This window comes from Streptomyces sp. NPDC003284, from assembly GCF_053589675.1.
Genome location: NZ_JBSFSI010000012.1, coordinates 19,876 through 34,674, shown reverse-complemented (window position 1 = coordinate 34,674; position 14,799 = coordinate 19,876). Strand labels below are relative to the sequence as shown.

At 73.4% G+C, this 14,799-nt stretch carries 15 protein-coding genes; 6 read left to right on the top strand and 9 right to left on the bottom strand.

Features of this window, described 5'->3' with window-relative positions:
- Nucleotides 1-86 precede the first annotated feature (86 nt).
- Entirely contained in the window at nucleotides 87-3,125 is a 3,039-nt protein-coding gene (locus tag ACWDYF_RS24010; RefSeq protein ID WP_389470291.1) for a BTAD domain-containing putative transcriptional regulator, read from the top strand.
- Nucleotides 3,126-3,159: 34 nt separating this feature from the next.
- Nucleotides 3,160-4,374: an FAD-dependent monooxygenase gene (locus ACWDYF_RS24005; RefSeq protein WP_389470288.1), complete on the top strand. Its 1,215-nt coding sequence runs from the start codon at nucleotides 3,160-3,162 to the stop codon at nucleotides 4,372-4,374.
- On the opposite strand, the gene thiD is transcribed toward ACWDYF_RS24005, so the two are convergent.
- Together thiD and ACWDYF_RS23995 are read right to left on the bottom strand one after the other, a co-directional pair.
- The gene (gene thiD, locus ACWDYF_RS24000; protein WP_389470285.1) at nucleotides 4,359-5,222 is read right to left on the bottom strand and encodes a bifunctional hydroxymethylpyrimidine kinase/phosphomethylpyrimidine kinase; all 864 of its coding nucleotides are present in this window, start codon (nucleotides 5,220-5,222) and stop codon (nucleotides 4,359-4,361) included. The two genes, ACWDYF_RS24005 and thiD, sit on opposite strands and share 16 nt — an antisense overlap.
- A complete protein-coding gene (locus ACWDYF_RS23995) occupies nucleotides 5,219-6,184 on the bottom strand; it encodes a thiamine-phosphate kinase (RefSeq protein WP_018567915.1) in 966 nt (321 codons plus the stop codon). Before ACWDYF_RS23995 ends, thiD begins: the two co-directional genes overlap by 4 nt.
- Nucleotides 6,185-6,402: 218 nt before the next feature.
- On the opposite strand from ACWDYF_RS23995, the gene ACWDYF_RS23990 reads away from it, so the two are divergent.
- Entirely contained in the window at nucleotides 6,403-6,636 is a 234-nt protein-coding gene (locus ACWDYF_RS23990) for an Lrp/AsnC family transcriptional regulator (protein ID WP_018567914.1), read from the top strand.
- Between the two features lie 20 nt (nucleotides 6,637-6,656).
- Nucleotides 6,657-7,142 carry a DUF3515 domain-containing protein gene (locus ACWDYF_RS23985; protein WP_381741147.1) on the top strand — a complete coding sequence of 162 codons (486 nt, stop codon included), beginning with the start codon at nucleotides 6,657-6,659 and terminating at the stop codon, nucleotides 7,140-7,142.
- A 46-nt stretch (nucleotides 7,143-7,188) separates the two neighbouring features.
- Here the strand turns inward: ACWDYF_RS23985 and ACWDYF_RS23980 are convergent, their stop codons facing one another.
- Genes ACWDYF_RS23980 through ACWDYF_RS23970 form a run of 3 tightly spaced genes read right to left on the bottom strand, consistent with a single transcriptional unit; the run spans nucleotide 7,189 to nucleotide 10,299 of the window.
- Nucleotides 7,189-8,346 (bottom strand): D-alanine--D-alanine ligase family protein, encoded by a 1,158-nt coding sequence (locus tag ACWDYF_RS23980; RefSeq protein ID WP_064535445.1) that lies wholly within the window; start codon nucleotides 8,344-8,346, stop codon nucleotides 7,189-7,191.
- A 58-nt stretch (nucleotides 8,347-8,404) separates the two neighbouring features.
- Nucleotides 8,405-9,424, bottom strand: coding sequence for an NAD(P)H-dependent glycerol-3-phosphate dehydrogenase (locus ACWDYF_RS23975; protein ID WP_381741145.1), 1,020 nt, complete (start codon nucleotides 9,422-9,424; stop codon nucleotides 8,405-8,407).
- The gene (locus ACWDYF_RS23970; protein WP_389470280.1) at nucleotides 9,421-10,299 is read right to left on the bottom strand and encodes a lysophospholipid acyltransferase family protein; all 879 of its coding nucleotides are present in this window, start codon (nucleotides 10,297-10,299) and stop codon (nucleotides 9,421-9,423) included. The genes ACWDYF_RS23975 and ACWDYF_RS23970 overlap by 4 nt, the downstream gene beginning before the upstream one ends.
- 164 nt (nucleotides 10,300-10,463) lie before the next feature.
- Between ACWDYF_RS23970 and cofC the strand changes: the two genes are divergently transcribed.
- Nucleotides 10,464-11,099, top strand: a complete 636-nt coding sequence (gene cofC, locus ACWDYF_RS23965) for a 2-phospho-L-lactate guanylyltransferase (RefSeq protein ID WP_018567909.1) — start codon at nucleotides 10,464-10,466, stop codon at nucleotides 11,097-11,099.
- A 43-nt stretch (nucleotides 11,100-11,142) separates the two neighbouring features.
- Complete coding sequence (locus ACWDYF_RS23960; protein ID WP_037888775.1) at nucleotides 11,143-11,346, top strand: hypothetical protein; 204 nt, start codon at nucleotides 11,143-11,145, stop codon at nucleotides 11,344-11,346.
- Between the two features lie 141 nt (nucleotides 11,347-11,487).
- On the opposite strand, the gene ACWDYF_RS23955 is transcribed toward ACWDYF_RS23960, so the two are convergent.
- From ACWDYF_RS23955 to leuC, 4 genes are all read right to left on the bottom strand, one after another.
- Nucleotides 11,488-12,120: an HU family DNA-binding protein gene (locus tag ACWDYF_RS23955; protein ID WP_381741139.1), complete on the bottom strand. Its 633-nt coding sequence runs from the start codon at nucleotides 12,118-12,120 to the stop codon at nucleotides 11,488-11,490.
- 136 nt (nucleotides 12,121-12,256) lie between these two features.
- On the bottom strand, nucleotides 12,257-12,487 hold the full coding sequence (locus ACWDYF_RS23950; RefSeq protein ID WP_381741137.1) for an SCO5555 family protein: 231 nt from the start codon (nucleotides 12,485-12,487) through the stop codon (nucleotides 12,257-12,259).
- A 254-nt stretch (nucleotides 12,488-12,741) separates the two neighbouring features.
- The gene (gene leuD / locus ACWDYF_RS23945; RefSeq protein ID WP_381741135.1) at nucleotides 12,742-13,335 is read right to left on the bottom strand and encodes a 3-isopropylmalate dehydratase small subunit; all 594 of its coding nucleotides are present in this window, start codon (nucleotides 13,333-13,335) and stop codon (nucleotides 12,742-12,744) included.
- A 6-nt stretch (nucleotides 13,336-13,341) separates the two neighbouring features.
- Nucleotides 13,342-14,772, bottom strand: a complete 1,431-nt coding sequence (gene leuC, locus ACWDYF_RS23940; protein WP_018567904.1) for a 3-isopropylmalate dehydratase large subunit — start codon at nucleotides 14,770-14,772, stop codon at nucleotides 13,342-13,344.
- Nucleotides 14,773-14,799: the final 27 nt, after the last annotated feature.

Here is a 14,799-nt window from a genome sequence, read left to right as displayed (position 1 = left end):
GTCCACCTCTGGTGGGCCGGCTTTTTGCCGTACCCGTTCACCGGTGCCGGTCCCCCGCGCGCCCGCCACCTGCCAGAATCCGGGGAATGCGCTTCGGCATCCTGGGTCCGCTGGACATCCGCACCGACGACGGCGCCCCTGTCGACCCCGGCGGCCCGCGCCCCCGGGCCCTGCTCACCCTGCTGCTCCTGGCGGCCGGGCGCACGGTCGGCACGGACCGGCTGACCGACGGCCTCTACGGCGCCGAGCCGCCCGCCGGGGCGGCCAACGCCCTCCAGTCGCAGATCTCGCGGCTGCGCAGGCGCCTGGGCCCGCACCCGCCCGTGGAGGCGACGGCGGCCGGTTACCGGATCGCCGCCGACCCCGACTCCGTCGACGCGCACCGCTTCGCGCGGCTGGCCGAGGAGGGCCGGGCGGCCCTCGCCGCGGGTGATCCCGCTCACGCCGCCGCCGTGCTGCGCGAAGCGCTGGACCTGTGGCGCGGCCCGGCCCTGCCCGATCTGCCGGACGCGCACGCCGAGACGGCCCGCCTCGAAGAGCTGCGGGCGGCCGCCGCCCAGGACCGGATCGAGGCGGAGCTCGCGCTCGGCGGCGGCTCCGCGCTCGTGCCCGAGCTGCGCGCGCTGCTGGCCCGGCACCCGCTGAGCGAACGGCTGCACGCCCTGCTGATGCGGGCCCTGCACGCGGCCGGGCGGCCCGCCGAGGCCCTCACCGTGTACGAGGAGGCCCGGCGCGCCCTCGCCGACGAGCTGGGCGCCGACCCGTCGCCGGAGCTGGCCGCGCTCCACCTGGAGCTGCTGCGGGGCCGGGAGCCGGGCTCCCGGCCGCCCGCGCTGCCCGCGCAGCTGACCCGGTTCGTCGGCCGGGACGCCGAACTGGCCGCCATCGCCGCGCACCTCGCCGACCCCGGATCCCGCCTGGTCACGCTCACCGGGCCCGGCGGGGCGGGCAAGACCCGGCTCGCCGTCGAGGCGGCCCGGACCCACGGCGGGGCCTGTCTGGTCGAGCTGGCGCCGCTGGCCGACGGCGCCCGGATCCCGTACGCCGTGCTGACGGCCCTCGGGATACGCGAGGGGTTCCGCGCCCCGGCCGCCGATGTCACCGACCGGCTGCTGAGCGCCCTGGAGGACCGCGAACTGCTGCTGGTCCTGGACAACTGCGAGCACCTGGTGGAGGACGCGGCCCGGATCGCCGGGCTGCTGCTGGGCCACTGCCCGGGTGTGCGGATCCTCGCCACCGGCCGGGAGGCGCTCGGCATCACCGGTGAGGTGCTGATCACGGTGGCGGCGCTGCCGCCGGGACCGGCCGAGCGCCTGTTCCTGGACCGGGCGCGCGCCGTACGGCCGGGCTTCACCGGGCACGCGCGCGTGCCGGACGTCTGCCGCGCCCTGGACGGGCTGCCGCTGGCCATCGAGCTGGCGGCGGCGCGGCTGCGGACGCTGGAACCGGAGGAGCTGGCCGACCGCCTGGACGACCGGTTCGGGCTGCTCTCCCGCGGCGACCGCACCAAGGCACCGCGCCACCGCACGCTGCGGGCCGTCGTGGAGTGGAGCTGGGACCTGCTGGACGCCGGGGAACGAGAGCTGGCCGCGCGGCTCAGCGTGTTCTGCGGCGGCGCCACGGAGGAGGCCGTACGGGCGGTGTGCGCGGTGCCGCACCCGCAGCACCTGCTGGCCTCGCTGGTGGAGAAGTCGTTCCTCGACGTGTCCGGCGGGCGCTACCGGATGCTGGAGACGATCCGCGCGTTCGCCGCCGAGCACGCCGCGGCGGACGGGGAGCGCACCGGGCCGAGCGGGCTGCGGGACGCGCACGCCGCGTACTTCCTGGAGCTGGCCGAGCGGGCGGAGCCCGGTCTGCGCGGGGCCGGGCAGTTGCCCTGGCTGGAGCGGCTGGCGGCCGAGCACGCCGACCTGGACGCGGCGCTGCGGCATCTGACCGGCCGGGACCCGGCGGGCGCGCTGCGTCTGATGGCGCTGCTGTCGTGGTTCTGGCGGCTGCGCGGGCTGCACGGCGAGCAGGTGCCGGCGGCCCGCGCGCTGCTGGCCGCGGTGGGCGGTGCGCCGCCGCCGGGCCTGACGGAGGAGTACGTCCTCTGCGCGCTGAACGCGCTCTCCGGTGACGGCGGCGACCCGGCGGCCGACGAGCGGCTGCACGCGCGCGTGGATGGCCTTCTGGACGGCTGCGCGGGTCCGCTCAGGCTGCCGTACCTGCTCGTCCTGTGGTCGGTGGTGGCCGGGCCCCGGCCGGGCGCCGACGAGCGGGCTCTGGCCCACGCGGGCGAGGACCCGTGGGCGCGCGCCCTGCTGGACATGGGGCTCGCCTACCAGAAGCAGTTCGCGGGAGAGGCCGACGGGTCGCGGGAGCTGGTCTCCCGGGCGCTGAAGGGGTTCCGGGCGGCGGGCGACCGCTGGGGCATGGCCAACTGCCTGGACCTGCTGGGCCTGCACGCCCATCTGCGCGGGCAGGGCGCACACGCGCTGGAGCTGCTGGACGAGGGTCTCGCGCACGTACGGGAGCTGGCCGCGCCGGAGGAGACCTCCGATCTGCTGCGCAGCCGGGCCACCGTGCTGCTCGGTCTGGATCCGGGCCGCGCGAACGAGGCGGCGGCCGGGTTCGGGCAGGCGCTGGAGCTGGCGCGCGGGGCCGGGGCCGCCGACAAGGTGGCGGGCGCGCGGCGCGGCCTGGGTGACGCGGCCCGGCTGTCCGGGGACACCGCACGCGCGCGCGTGCACTACGAACAGGCCCTCCAGGAGTGCGCCGCGACCTGGTCCAGCGTCGGTGAGGCCGTGCGGATCCTCATCGGGCTGGGGCGCACGGCCGCCGCCGAGGGGCGGGAGGAGGAGGCCCGCGACTGGTTCCGGCAGGCCGCCTCCGCCGCTGCGGACAGTCCCGGCGTCCTCGAACTCGCCGAGGCCGCCGAGGCGCTGGCCCAGGTCGCGCCCTGCCCGGAGCGGGCCGCCGAACTGCTCGGCGCCGGGGCGGGGCTGCGGGGCGCCCGCCCCGAGGGGGACCCCGATGTCGTACGGACCGCGCGGGCGGTGCGGGAGCGGCTGACGCCCGAGGCGTACGCGGCGGCCTTCGAGCGGGGCGTACGGCTGCGGGCGGCGGCGGTCAGCGGACGGTAGGCGGACGGTCAGCGCCGCCGCCGAGGCTGTGGCCATGACGAACCCGAAGAACGCTCCCGCCCTCGCCCACCTGCACGTGCTCGTCTCCGGTGCCAGCGTCGCCGGTCCGGCCCTCGCCCTGAACCTGCTGCGCCACGGCGCCCGGGTCACCGTCGTGGAGAAGGCGCCCGCCCTGCGCGGCGGCGGCTTCGCCGTGGACTTCCGCGGCCATGTGCACCGCCGGGTGCTCACCGAGATGGGCATCTGGGACGAGATCCACGCCCGCCAGACGCACATGGGCCGGCAGACCGTCGTCGACGCCGACGGCACCGCGCGCGTGGACCTGCCCGCCGAGATGATGAGCGGCGACGTGGAGATCTTCCGCGGCGAGCTGGCGCAGATCATGTACGAGCGCACCCGGGACCGCGCCGAGTACGTCTTCGGCGACTCGATCGCCGCGCTCACCGAGACCGCGGACGGCGTCGAGGCCGCCTTCGAGCAGGGCCCGCCGCGCCGCTTCGACCTGGTCGTGGGCGCGGACGGACTGCACTCGCGCACCCGGCGGCTGGTGTTCGGCGACGAGTCGCGCCATCTGCGCTTCCACGACCACTACGTGGCCGGTTTCCCGGTCCCCAACGACCTGGGGCTGTGCCGCCGCGGCCTCCTCTACAGCGAACCGGGCCGCGCGGTCGCCGTCGGCAACTACGACGGGGACCCGGAGCGCGCCGGTGCCCTGCTGGTCTTCCGGTCCGAGGAGCTGGCGTACGACCGGCGGGACGTGGCCGCGCAGAAGCGGATCCTGGCCGAGCGGTTCGCGGGCATGGGCTGGCGGACTCCGCAGGTGCTGGCGGCGCTCCAGGACACCGACGAGCTGTACTTCGACGCCATCGCGCAGATCCACGTGGACCGGCTGACCCGGGGGCGGGTGGCGCTGCTCGGGGACGCCGGGTACGGCGCCACCATGGGCGGCATGGGGACGGGTGTGGCGGTGGTCGGCGCGTATGTGCTGGCCGGTGAACTGGCCCTGGCGGGCGGTGACCACCGGGTGGCGTTTCCCGCGTACGAGCGCCGGATCGAGGGCTTCGCCAAGGGCTGCCAGAAGACCTCCGCCAACGCGGGCCCGTTCTTCGCCCCGCCGACCGAGCGGCGCATCCGCAGCCGGGACCGGATGTACCGGCTGCTCGGCTCGCGGCTGCTGGCCGGCTTCTTCAAGCGGCTCTCGGAGAAGGCGGCCACCGCGATCGACCTGCCCGGCTACCCGGCGGCGTGAGGCTCCCGGAAGGTCCAGGCGTGGTCCACCGGGCCGATCCCGCCGCCGAGCGCGAACCCGGCGGCGATCGCCCCGGTGACATAGGTCTTGGCGGCCGTCACCGACTCGGGCACGGACCGGCCGAGCGCCAGGTACGAGGCGATGGCGGAGGCGAGGGTGCAGCCGGTGCCGTGGGTGTGCCGGTTGTCGAGGCGCGGGGCGCGCAGCCAGTGCTCGGCGGAGCCGTCGGTGAGCAGGTCCACGGCGTCCCCGGCCAGGTGGCCGCCCTTGATCAGCACCCAGGCGGGGCCGTACTCCAGGACGGCGTGCGCGGCCTCGCGCAGACCGTCCTCGGACGTGACCTCGACGCCGGTCAGTTGGGCCACCTCGTCGAGGTTGGGGGTGGCGACGGTGGCGGTGGGCAGCAGTTCGGCGCGCACCGACTCCAGGGCGGAGGCGGCGAGCAGCGGGTCGCCGTGCTTGGAGACGCCCACCGGGTCGACGACCACCGGGGCAGCGGTCCCGGCGAGCAACGCGGCGACCGTCTCCACCAGTTCCGCGGAGGCCAGCATGCCGGTCTTGACGGCCTGGACGCCGATGTCGTCGACGACGCTGCGGTACTGGGCGCGGACCGCCTCCACGGGCAGTTCCCAGGCGCCCTGCACACCGAGCGAGTTCTGCGCGGTCACCGCGGTGAGCACGCTCATGCCGTGCACGCCGAGGGCGAGCATCGTCTTCAGGTCGGCCTGGATGCCGGCGCCGCCGCCGGAGTCGGACCCGGCGACGGTGAGGACGCGCGGCGGGGCGGGGCGCGGGCCGGGCGCGGGTACCGGTACGGAGCCGGGTTCGGGTACGGGTGCGGTGCTCATGACTCGATGTCCCCGAAGTGGTCCCAGCCGCCCTTCCTGGTCCACGGGGCGCCGTCGACCGTGACCTGGGGCAGGGCCGAGGGGTTGAGCACTTCGCCGATCACCTTCCAGCGGGCCGGCAGCTTCACGTCCGGGGGGAAGGTCGCCACGATCGCGTGGTCCTCTCCCCCGGTCAGCACCCACTGGAGCGGGTCGACACCGACGGCCTGCCCGATGTCGTTCATCTGCGAGGGGATGTCGATGGCGCCGGACCGGACGTCGATGCGGACCTTGCTGGCCTCCGCGATGTGCCCGAGGTCGGCGATGAGTCCGTCGCTGACGTCGCACATCGCGGTGGCGCCGAGCCCGGCGGCGGCGGGGCCCGCGTGGTAGGGCGGTTCGGGCCTGCGGTGGGCCTCGACGAAGGCGCGCGGGGAGCGGAAGCCGCGGGAGAGCACGGCGAATCCGGCGGCGGACCAGCCCAGCCAGCCGGTGACGGCGACGCGGTCGCCGGGCTGGGCGCCCGCCCGGGTCACCGGTTCGTGGTTGCGCAGATCGCCGAGGGCCGTGATGGACACCATGATCGTGTCGCCGCGGACCACGTCGCCGCCGACCACGGAGGCGCCCGCGACCTGGCACTCGTCGCGCAGCCCGTCCATCATCTCGGTGGGCCAGGTGACCGGCAGTTCGGCGGGGACGACCAGGCCGAGCAGCAGGGCGGTCGGCACGGCGCCCATGGCGGCGATGTCGGCGAGGTTCTGGGCGGCCGCCTTGCGGCCCACGTCGTAGGCCGTGGACCAGTCCCGGCGGAAGTGCCGCCCCTCCAGGAGTATGTCGGTGCTCGCCACGACCCTGCGGTCGGGGGCGGCGACCACCGCGGCGTCGTCGCCGGGTCCGACCCGGACCGCCGGGGTGGTGGTGAGACGGGAGGTGAGCTCCCTGATGAGCCCGAACTCCCCGAGCTCACCAACAGTGCCCTTCATGGCCCTTACGCCCCTTCTGTCCCTGTGCGTTCCTGGTCGCGTCCCCGCTCGCGCGTCCGCGCGGGTCTCGCTACGGTCGAGGTGACCGTCAACCTCAGTCCTACCTGCACCCCGGCGCGCGGGCCACGTCGGTCCCGGGTCTCCCCGCGGCGTTCGGCGACGCGATACCGTGGCGTTCCTTTTCCCCACATGATCCTCGTGGTCGCCCTGGAGGTTCCGTGGTACAGGCGTACATCCTGATCCAGACCGAGGTCGGCAAGGCGTCGACCGTGGCCGAGACGATCGGCCGGCTGCCCGGAGTGATCCAGGCCGAGGACGTGACCGGCCCGTACGACGTCATCGTGCGCGCACAGGCCGACACCGTCGACGCCCTGGGCCGCATGGTGGTCGCCAAGGTGCAGCAAGTGGAGGGCATCACGCGCACCCTGACCTGCCCGGTCGTGCATCTGTAGCCCCCGTCTACCCTGGGCCGGTGAGTTCCTTCCGCCACCGGCGAGCCGGTCTGCCCGTCGTCCTCGCCGCGTTGATCACCGCGGCGGGCTGTTCTTCAAGCGACGACAGTGCCACCGCTGCGGTTCCCAGCCCGGACCCGGCGGTCGCGAAGCTGTGCGGGGACCTGGACAGAGCACTGCCGCAGAAGGTGGACGGGCTGAGCCGCACGGACCCCCGGCCCGCGTCGGCGCTCACCGCGGGCTGGGGAAGCCCGGCGATCATACTGCGCTGCGGGGTGCCCCGGCCCGCCGCGATGAACGACCCCGACGCCGACGGCGCCGAGGTCGACGGGGTCGGCTGGCTCCTGGAGAAGCTGGCCGACGGCTCCTTCCGCTTCACCACCACGCTGCGCAGGGCGTACGTGGAGGTCAGCCTGCCCGCGAGCCGCACCGGCCACGGGGCGGCGCCCCTGGTGCACCTCGCCCCGGCCGTGAAGAAGGCGATCCCCGAAGGGATCGCCGACTAGGACCTGTCCTAGGTGCCGCCGCTGCTTCCGGATGCTCCCGCCGCGCTCAGCGCAGGCCGGTGGAGCGGTCCAGGGCCGCCTGGATCAGGCGGTCCACCAGCTCCTCGTAGGAGACGCCGGTGGCCTGCCACATCTTCGGGTACATCGAGATGGGCGTGAAGCCGGGCATGGTGTTGATCTCGTTGATCACGAACTCGCCGTCCTCGCCGAGGAAGAAGTCCGCGCGGACCAGTCCCTCGCAGGAGGCCGCCTCGAACGCCTCGACCGCGAGCCGCCGCACCTCGGCGGTCTGCTCCTCGGTGAGCGGGGCCGGTACGACACCGGGCGTGGAGTCGATGTACTTCGCCTCGAAGTCGTAGTACGCGTGCTCCTGCGGCGGCGGGATCTCGGCGGGCACGGAGGCGCGCGGGCCGTCCTCGAACTCCAGCACCCCGCACTCGATCTCCCGGCCGCGCACCGCGGCCTCCACGAGCACCTTCGGGTCGTGGCGCCGGGCCTCCTCGACGGCCTCGTCCAGGCCGGAGAGGTCGTCGACCTTGGTGATGCCGATGGAGGAACCGGCGCGGGCGGGCTTCACGAACAGCGGCCAGCCGTGCTCGCCCGCGAAGTCCACGATCTTCTTCCGGGCCGCCGGGGCGTCCCGCTCCCACTCGCGCGGCCGGATCACCACGTACGGGCCGACCTTGAGCCCGAACGAGGTGAACACCCGCTTCATGTACTCCTTGTCCTGGCCGACGGCCGAGGCGAGCACGCCCGAGCCGACATAGGGCACACCGGACAGCTCCAGCAGTCCCTGGAGGGTGCCGTCCTCGCCGTAGGGGCCGTGCAGCACCGGGAAGACGACGTCGACCTCGCCGAGCGCCTTGGGCACCGAACCGGGCTCGCTGTAGACGACTTCGCGGTTGCCGGGGTCGACCGGGAGCACCACACCGCCCTCGCCGGACTCGGCCAGGTCGTCGACGCTGGGCGTACGCCGCTCGGTGATCGCCATGCGGTCCGGGTCGTCCGCGGTCAGGGCCCAGCGGCCGTCGCGGGTGATGCCGATCGGCAGGACCTCGTACTTGCTCCGGTCGATGGCGCGCAGCACCGCACCGGCGGTGACCACGGAGATCCCGTGTTCGGAGCTGCGACCACCGCAGACGACGGCCACCCGCGGCTTGCGCGGCGGCTGCTCAGGGCTCTGGGGGAGGTTCTCGGTGCTCATATCGCGATGAGCGTACCCGCTGGCAGAGCCCCGGGGCAGCGTGGGAAACGCGGGTCGCTCAGCGTCGTTCCGGCTTCGCGCTGCGCGACATCAGCTCCTTGAGGGCGGTCAGCGGGGATTTGCCTTCGTGCACGATGCCGACGACGGTCTCGGTGAGCGGCATGTCGACGCCGTGCCGCCGGGCCAGATCGAGCACCGACCGGCACGACTTGACGCCCTCGGCGGTCTGCCGGGTGACCGCGACGGTCTCCTGGAGCGTCATGCCCTTGCCGAGGTTGGTGCCGAAGGTGTGGTTGCGCGACAGCGGCGAGGAGCAGGTGGCGACCAGGTCGCCGAGCCCGGCCAGACCGGAGAAGGTCAGCGGGTCGGCGCCCAGGGCCATGCCCAGGCGGGTGGTCTCGGCGAGACCGCGCGTGATGAGCGAGCCCTTGGCGTTGTCGCCGAGCCCCATGCCGTCCGCGATGCCCACGGCCAGGCCGATCACGTTCTTGACGGCACCGCCCAGTTCGCAGCCGATCACGTCGGTGTTGGTGTACGGCCGGAAGTAGGGCGTGTGGCAGGCGGCCTGGAGGCGCCGGGCGACGGCGTCGTCGGTGCAGGCCACCACGGCGGCGGCGGGCCTGCGGGCGGCGATCTCCCGGGCGAGGTTGGGGCCGGTGACCACGGCGATCCGGTCCGGGCCGACCTTGGTGACGTCCTCGACGACCTCGCTCATGCGCATCGCCGAGCCCAGTTCGATCCCCTTCATCAGGGAGACCAGGACGGTGTCCGGGGCGAGCAGCGGCAGCCACTCGGCGAGATTGGCGCGCAGGGTCTGGGAGGGGATGGCGAGCACGGTGAAGTCGGCGTCGCGGACGGCCTCGGCGGGGTCCGTGGTGGCCCGTACGGCGGCCGGGAGTTCGATGCCGGGCAGGTAGTCCGGATTGGTCCGGGTGGAGTTGACCGCCTCGGCCACCTCGGCGCGGCGGGCCCACAGGGTGACCTCGCAGCCGGCGTCGGCGAGGACCACGGCGAAGGCGGTCCCCCACGATCCGGTGCCGAGGACGGCCGCCCTGACCCGCTGGTCCGGCTTGCTCACGTGCCCTGCCCCTCTTCCTGTACCTGCCGGTGCGCCTCGCCGGACCGGCCGCTGCGCTCGTTCCGGTCGTCCCGGTCGCTGTGTTCGCCGCGGTCGCCGTGTTCGCCACGGTCGCCGCGGGAGCGGGTCCGGTCCTGCGTCTGCTGCTGGGTCCTGCGGCGCTGCTCGATCCGCTCGCGGCGCGGGTCGTAGGGCACGGCGGGGGCCTTCTCGCCGCGGACCAGCTCCAGCTGGCGGGTGACGGCGGCCATGATGACCGCGGTCGCCTCCTTCAGCACCTCCGGGGTCATCTCCCGGTCGTAGAACTCCGAGAGGTCCACCGGCGGTCCGGCCAGCACGCGGTGCGTCTTGCGCGGCAGGATGTCCGGCTTCTTGGCGTAGGGCGGCAGGAGTTCGTTCACGCCCCACTGGGCCACGGGGATCACCGGGCACCTGGTCTGGAGGGCGACCCGGGCGGCGCCGGTCTTGCCGGTCATCGGCCAGCCGTCGGGGTCGCGGGTGAGGGTGCCCTCGGGGTAGAAGGCGACGCACTCGCCGCGCTCCACGGCGTCGATCGCGGCGCGGAAGGCGCTCAGCGCGTCCGTGCTCTCCCGGTACACGGGGATCTGTCCGGTGCCGCGCATGGCGGCGCCGACGAATCCCTTCTTGAAAAGCCCGCTCTTGGCGAGGAATCGCGGGACGCGCCCGGTGTTGTACTGGAAGTGGGCGTAGGCGAAGGGATCGACGTACGAATTGTGGTTCACCGCCGTGATGAATCCACCCTCGGCCGGCATGTTCTCCATTCCGCGCCAGTCCCGCTTGACCAGAACCATCAGCGGCGGTTTGCAGATCACCGCAGCGAAGCGGTACCAGAAGCCGATTCTGCGGCGGGGCACACGAACACCTTCCTCTTGGTTCCTCTTGGGCTGACATGTGGGCCGGGGGGCCGCACAAGTGTCGCCCCAGGCCGCCGGTCTGTCGAGGGACACCGTACGCCCCGGCCTGCGCGGCACCCGAGGGGCCGGAGAGAATGTCCGCGACGAGAGAGGGACGAACGCCCGTGCAGTGGACCTTGGTGATCCCCCTGAAACCCCTGGCGCGGGCCAAGAGCAGGCTCTCGGACACCGCCCACGACGGGGTGCGCCCGCAGCTGGCCCTCGCCTTCGCCCAGGACACCGTGGCCGCGGCGCTGGCCTGCGCCGAGGTCGCGGGTGTGGCGGTCGTCACGGACGACGCGCTGGCCGCGCGGGAGCTGGCCGCGCTGGGCGCGCGGATCGTCCCCGACACCCCCCGGGCCGGTCTGAACGCCGCGCTGGCGCACGGTGCGGCGGCCGTACGGGCGGCGGGCGGCGGTCCGGTGGCGGCCCTGAACGCGGATCTCCCGGCGCTGCGGCCGGCGGAACTCGCCCGGGTGCTGAGTGCGGCGGCCCGATTCCCGCGCGCATTCCTCGCGGACGCCGCCGGTATCGGAACCACGCTGCTCGCGGTCGGGGCCGGCCGGGAATTGCGTCCGGCTTTCGGTACCGGTTCGCGGCTGCGCCACCGGGAATCCGGGGCGGTGGAACTCGGGCCGGACGCGGTGGATTCCGTACGCCAGGACGTGGACACCGGCGACGACCTGCGCGCGGCCCTGGCGCTCGGCGTGGGCCCCCGGACGGCTCTCGCGGCGGCCCGGCTGCTGATCCCCGGGCCGTGAGACCGCCGGGCGGGCGGCGGGACCGGGCAGTAGGCTGCTCCCCATGCAGGCCACCGCATACACGTACGATCCCGCGAGCCGCAGCGGGCAGGTGCTCCTGGACGACGGCACACCGGTGCCGTTCGGCGCCCCGGCCTTCGACGCGGGCGGGCTGCGGCTGCTGCGCCCGGGGCAGCGGGTGCGGATCGAGACCGAGGGCGAGGGCGACGCGCGCCGGATCACCCTCGTGACGCTGCAGACGTTCTGACCTCGCCGTACGTGCAGGCGTGAATGACCTCGCCGTACGGCGGACAACACGCCGCGGGCCGGGCTCCCGAGGGAGTCCGGCCCGGCGCGTGAATACCCGTGGTGCCCGTGATGCCTGCGGTACCTGTGATGCCTGTGGTGCCTACTTGCTGCGGGCGGTCTTCTTCGCGGCGGTCTTGCGGGCGGCCGACTTCTTGGCCGGGGCCTTCTTCGCGGTCGCCTTCTTCGCCGGGGCCTTCTTCGCGGCGGTCTTCTTGGCGGCGCTCGCGGCCGTGGCCTTCTTGGCCGCTGCCGTGGTCTTCTTCGCCGCGGCGGCCGTCGTCTTCTTCGCCGCGGTCTTCTTCGCCGTCGTGGCCTTCTTCGCGGCGGCCTTCTTCGCCGCCGTGGTGGTCTTCTTCGCCGCCGCCTTCTTGCCGACCGCCTTGGCGATGGTGGCGGGCGGGCCGGACAGGCTGCCCTTGGGGGCCTTCTTCACCGCGATGTCGTTCTTCGGCAGCTTCTTGGAGCCGCTCACCAGGTCCTTGAAGCCCTGACCGGCCCGGAAGCGGGGCACGGAGGTCTTCTTGACCCGCACCCGCTCACCCGTCTGCGGGTTGCGGGCGTAGCGGGCCGGGCGGTCCACCTTCTCGAAGGACCCGAAGCCGGTGACCGAGACCCGGTCTCCCGCGACGACCGCGCGGACGATGGCGTCCAGTACCGCGTCGACGGCGTCGGCGGCCTGCTGCCGGCCACCCATCTTGTCGGCAATCGCTTCTACGAGCTGCGCCTTGTTCACGTCTTCCCCTTCGGAGACCTGGCCGGAACGAAAGTGTTCAAGCTTTTTCGCACGTTAGGCAGATATATACCGCAAATCAAACACGAAACGGGCTAATCACCCTTGTGCCGCAACGGACTCGGCGGTCTCGGGCTGTTCAGCCTTCCTCACCGGGGATTCGGCCCTCGTCGAGATCGGCGGTGAACCGCTCCAGACGCCTTGCCGCACCGGCGAGATCGTGCTTGGCCGCGGCCGTAATGACCAGCAGCTTCCGGGTCAGCGCCATCCGTACGCCCTCCGGGACTTGCAGTGCGCGCACTCTTGCGTGCGCTTCCTTGAGCCGGACCGCGACCGCCGTATAGAGCTCGAGTTGGCCGTCGTTGTCCATGCACAGATTGTGCCATCTGGGGCGAGTTGTCGCCTGCGCAGGGGGCAACTGCCGCCTCCGGAGGGCCTTCTGGCGTGCCGGCCGGTCGGCTTTGTGACTGACGAGTACCCCGGCAACAACCGTCCTAACCTGGGAAGTTGGCCTCGCGCACGGCGGCGCGCCGGGCGGGAAGGATCCGGAAACAGCTGTACCCCCGATCGTGGCGATCGGGGGTACAGCGGCGTTTCGCGGTGGCCGAAACTCGACTTGTCAGGTCACACCTGGAGGGTCCGCGGCTTGAACGACGGACGCTTCGCCTCGTACGCGGCGATGTCGTCCTCGTTCTGGAGGGTGATCGAGATGTCGTCCAGGCCGTTCAGCAGCCGCCAGCGGGAGTTCTCGTCCAGCTCGAAGGGGGCGGTGATCCCCGCGGCGCGCACCTCGCGGGCCTGGAGGTCGACGGTGACCTCGGCGGTGGGGTCCTGCTCCGTGAGCTCCCACAGCGCGTCCACGGTCTGCTGCTCCAGGACCACGGTGAGCAGCCCGTTCTTCAGCGAGTTGCCCCGGAAGATGTCGGCGAAACGGGAGGAGATCACGGTCTTGAAGCCGTAGTTCTGGAGCGCCCAGACGGCGTGCTCGCGGGAGGAGCCGGTGCCGAAGTCCGGACCGGCGACCAGGACCGTGGCGCCCTGCCGCTCGGGGCGGTTGAGCACGAACTCGGGGTCCTTGCGCCAGGCCTCGAAGAGCCCGTCCTCGAAGCCGTCCCGGGTGACCTTCTTGAGCCAGTGGGCGGGGATGATCTGGTCGGTGTCGACGTTGCCGCGGCGCAGCGGGACGGCCCGGCCGGTGTGCGTGGTGAATGCTTCCATGGCTGATCAGACTCCAGCGGGCGTGCGGACGTCGGCGTCGGACAGGTCGGCCGGGGAGGCCAGGTGGCCCAGGACCGCGGTGGCGGCGGCGACCTGCGGCGACACCAGATGGGTGCGGCCGCCCTTGCCCTGCCTGCCCTCGAAGTTGCGGTTGGAGGTGGAGGCGGAGCGCTCGCCGGGGGCCAGCTGGTCCGGGTTCATGCCCAGGCACATGGAGCAGCCCGCGTGCCGCCATTCGGCGCCGGCCTCCTTGAAGACCACGTCCAGACCCTCGGAGACGGCCTGGAGGCCCACCCGGGCCGAGCCCGGCACGACCAGCATCCGTACGCCCTCGGCGACTTTGCGGCCCTGGACGATACCGGCGGCGGCGCGCAGGTCCTCGATGCGGCCGTTGGTGCAGGAACCTACGAAGACGGTGTCCACGGCGATCGAGCGCAGCGGCTGCCCGGCGTCCAACCCCATGTACTCCAGGGCCTTTTCGGCGGCCAGGCGCTCCGAGGCGTCTTCGTACGAGGCCGGGTCGGGGACGGCCGCCGAAAGCGGGGCGCCCTGGCCCGGGTTGGTGCCCCAGGTGACGAACGGCGACAGCTCGGCGGCGTCGATGACGACCTCGGCGTCGAACTCGGCGTCGTCGTCCGTGCGCAGCGTCCTCCAGTAGGCGACCGCCGCGTCCCAGTCCGCGCCCTCGGGGGCGTGCGGGCGGCCCTCCAGGTAGGCGAAGGTGGTCTCGTCGGGGGCGATCATGCCCGCGCGGGCACCGGCCTCGATCGACATGTTGCAGATGGTCATGCGGGCCTCCATCGAGAGCTTCTCGATGGCGGAGCCGCGGTACTCCAGGATGTAGCCCTGGCCGCCGCCGGTGCCGATGCGGGCGATGATCGCCAGGATCAGGTCCTTGGCGGTGACGCCCTCGGGCAGTTCGCCGTCGACGGTGATCGCCATGGTCCTGGGACGGGCCAGCGGCAGCGTCTGGGTGGCCAGCACGTGCTCCACCTGGGAGGTGCCGATGCCGAACGCGAGGGCGCCGAAGGCGCCGTGCGTGGAGGTGTGCGAGTCGCCGCAGACCACGGTGGTGCCGGGCTGGGTCAGGCCGAGCTGGGGGCCGACCACGTGCACGACGCCCTGCTCGACGTCGCCCAGCGGGTGCAGGCGGACGCCGAAGTCGGCGCAGTTCTTGCGCAGGGTCTCCAGCTGGGCGCGGGAGACCGGGTCCGCGATGGGCTTGTCGATGTCGAGGGTCGGGGTGTTGTGGTCCTCGGTGGCGATGGTCAGGTCGAGCCGGCGCACCCCGCGGCCGCTCTTGCGGAGGCCGTCGAAGGCCTGCGGGCTGGTCACCTCGTGCAGCAGGTGCAGATCGATGAAGAGGAGGTCGGGCTCGCCCTCGGCGCGCCGGACGACGTGGTCGTCCCAGACCTTCTCCGCGAGTGTCCTACCCATCGCTTTCCCTTCGGCCTGGCGCACGGC

Coding starts and splice junctions, on each gene's coding strand:
- leuC (WP_018567904.1), bottom strand. CDS start 14,772: ATGGGTAGGACACTCGCGGAGAAGGTCTGGGACGACCACGTCGTCCGG.
- ACWDYF_RS23960 (WP_037888775.1), top strand. CDS start 11,143: ATGCAGGCCACCGCATACACGTACGATCCCGCGAGCCGCAGCGGGCAG.
- ACWDYF_RS23950 (WP_381741137.1), bottom strand. CDS start 12,487: ATGGACAACGACGGCCAACTCGAGCTCTATACGGCGGTCGCGGTCCGG.
- leuD (WP_381741135.1), bottom strand. CDS start 13,335: ATGGAAGCATTCACCACGCACACCGGCCGGGCCGTCCCGCTGCGCCGC.
- thiD (WP_389470285.1), bottom strand. CDS start 5,222: ATGAGCACCGCACCCGTACCCGAACCCGGCTCCGTACCGGTACCCGCG.
- ACWDYF_RS24010 (WP_389470291.1), top strand. CDS start 87: ATGCGCTTCGGCATCCTGGGTCCGCTGGACATCCGCACCGACGACGGC.
- ACWDYF_RS24005 (WP_389470288.1), top strand. CDS start 3,160: ATGACGAACCCGAAGAACGCTCCCGCCCTCGCCCACCTGCACGTGCTC.
- ACWDYF_RS23980 (WP_064535445.1), bottom strand. CDS start 8,346: ATGAGCACCGAGAACCTCCCCCAGAGCCCTGAGCAGCCGCCGCGCAAG.
- ACWDYF_RS23995 (WP_018567915.1), bottom strand. CDS start 6,184: ATGAAGGGCACTGTTGGTGAGCTCGGGGAGTTCGGGCTCATCAGGGAG.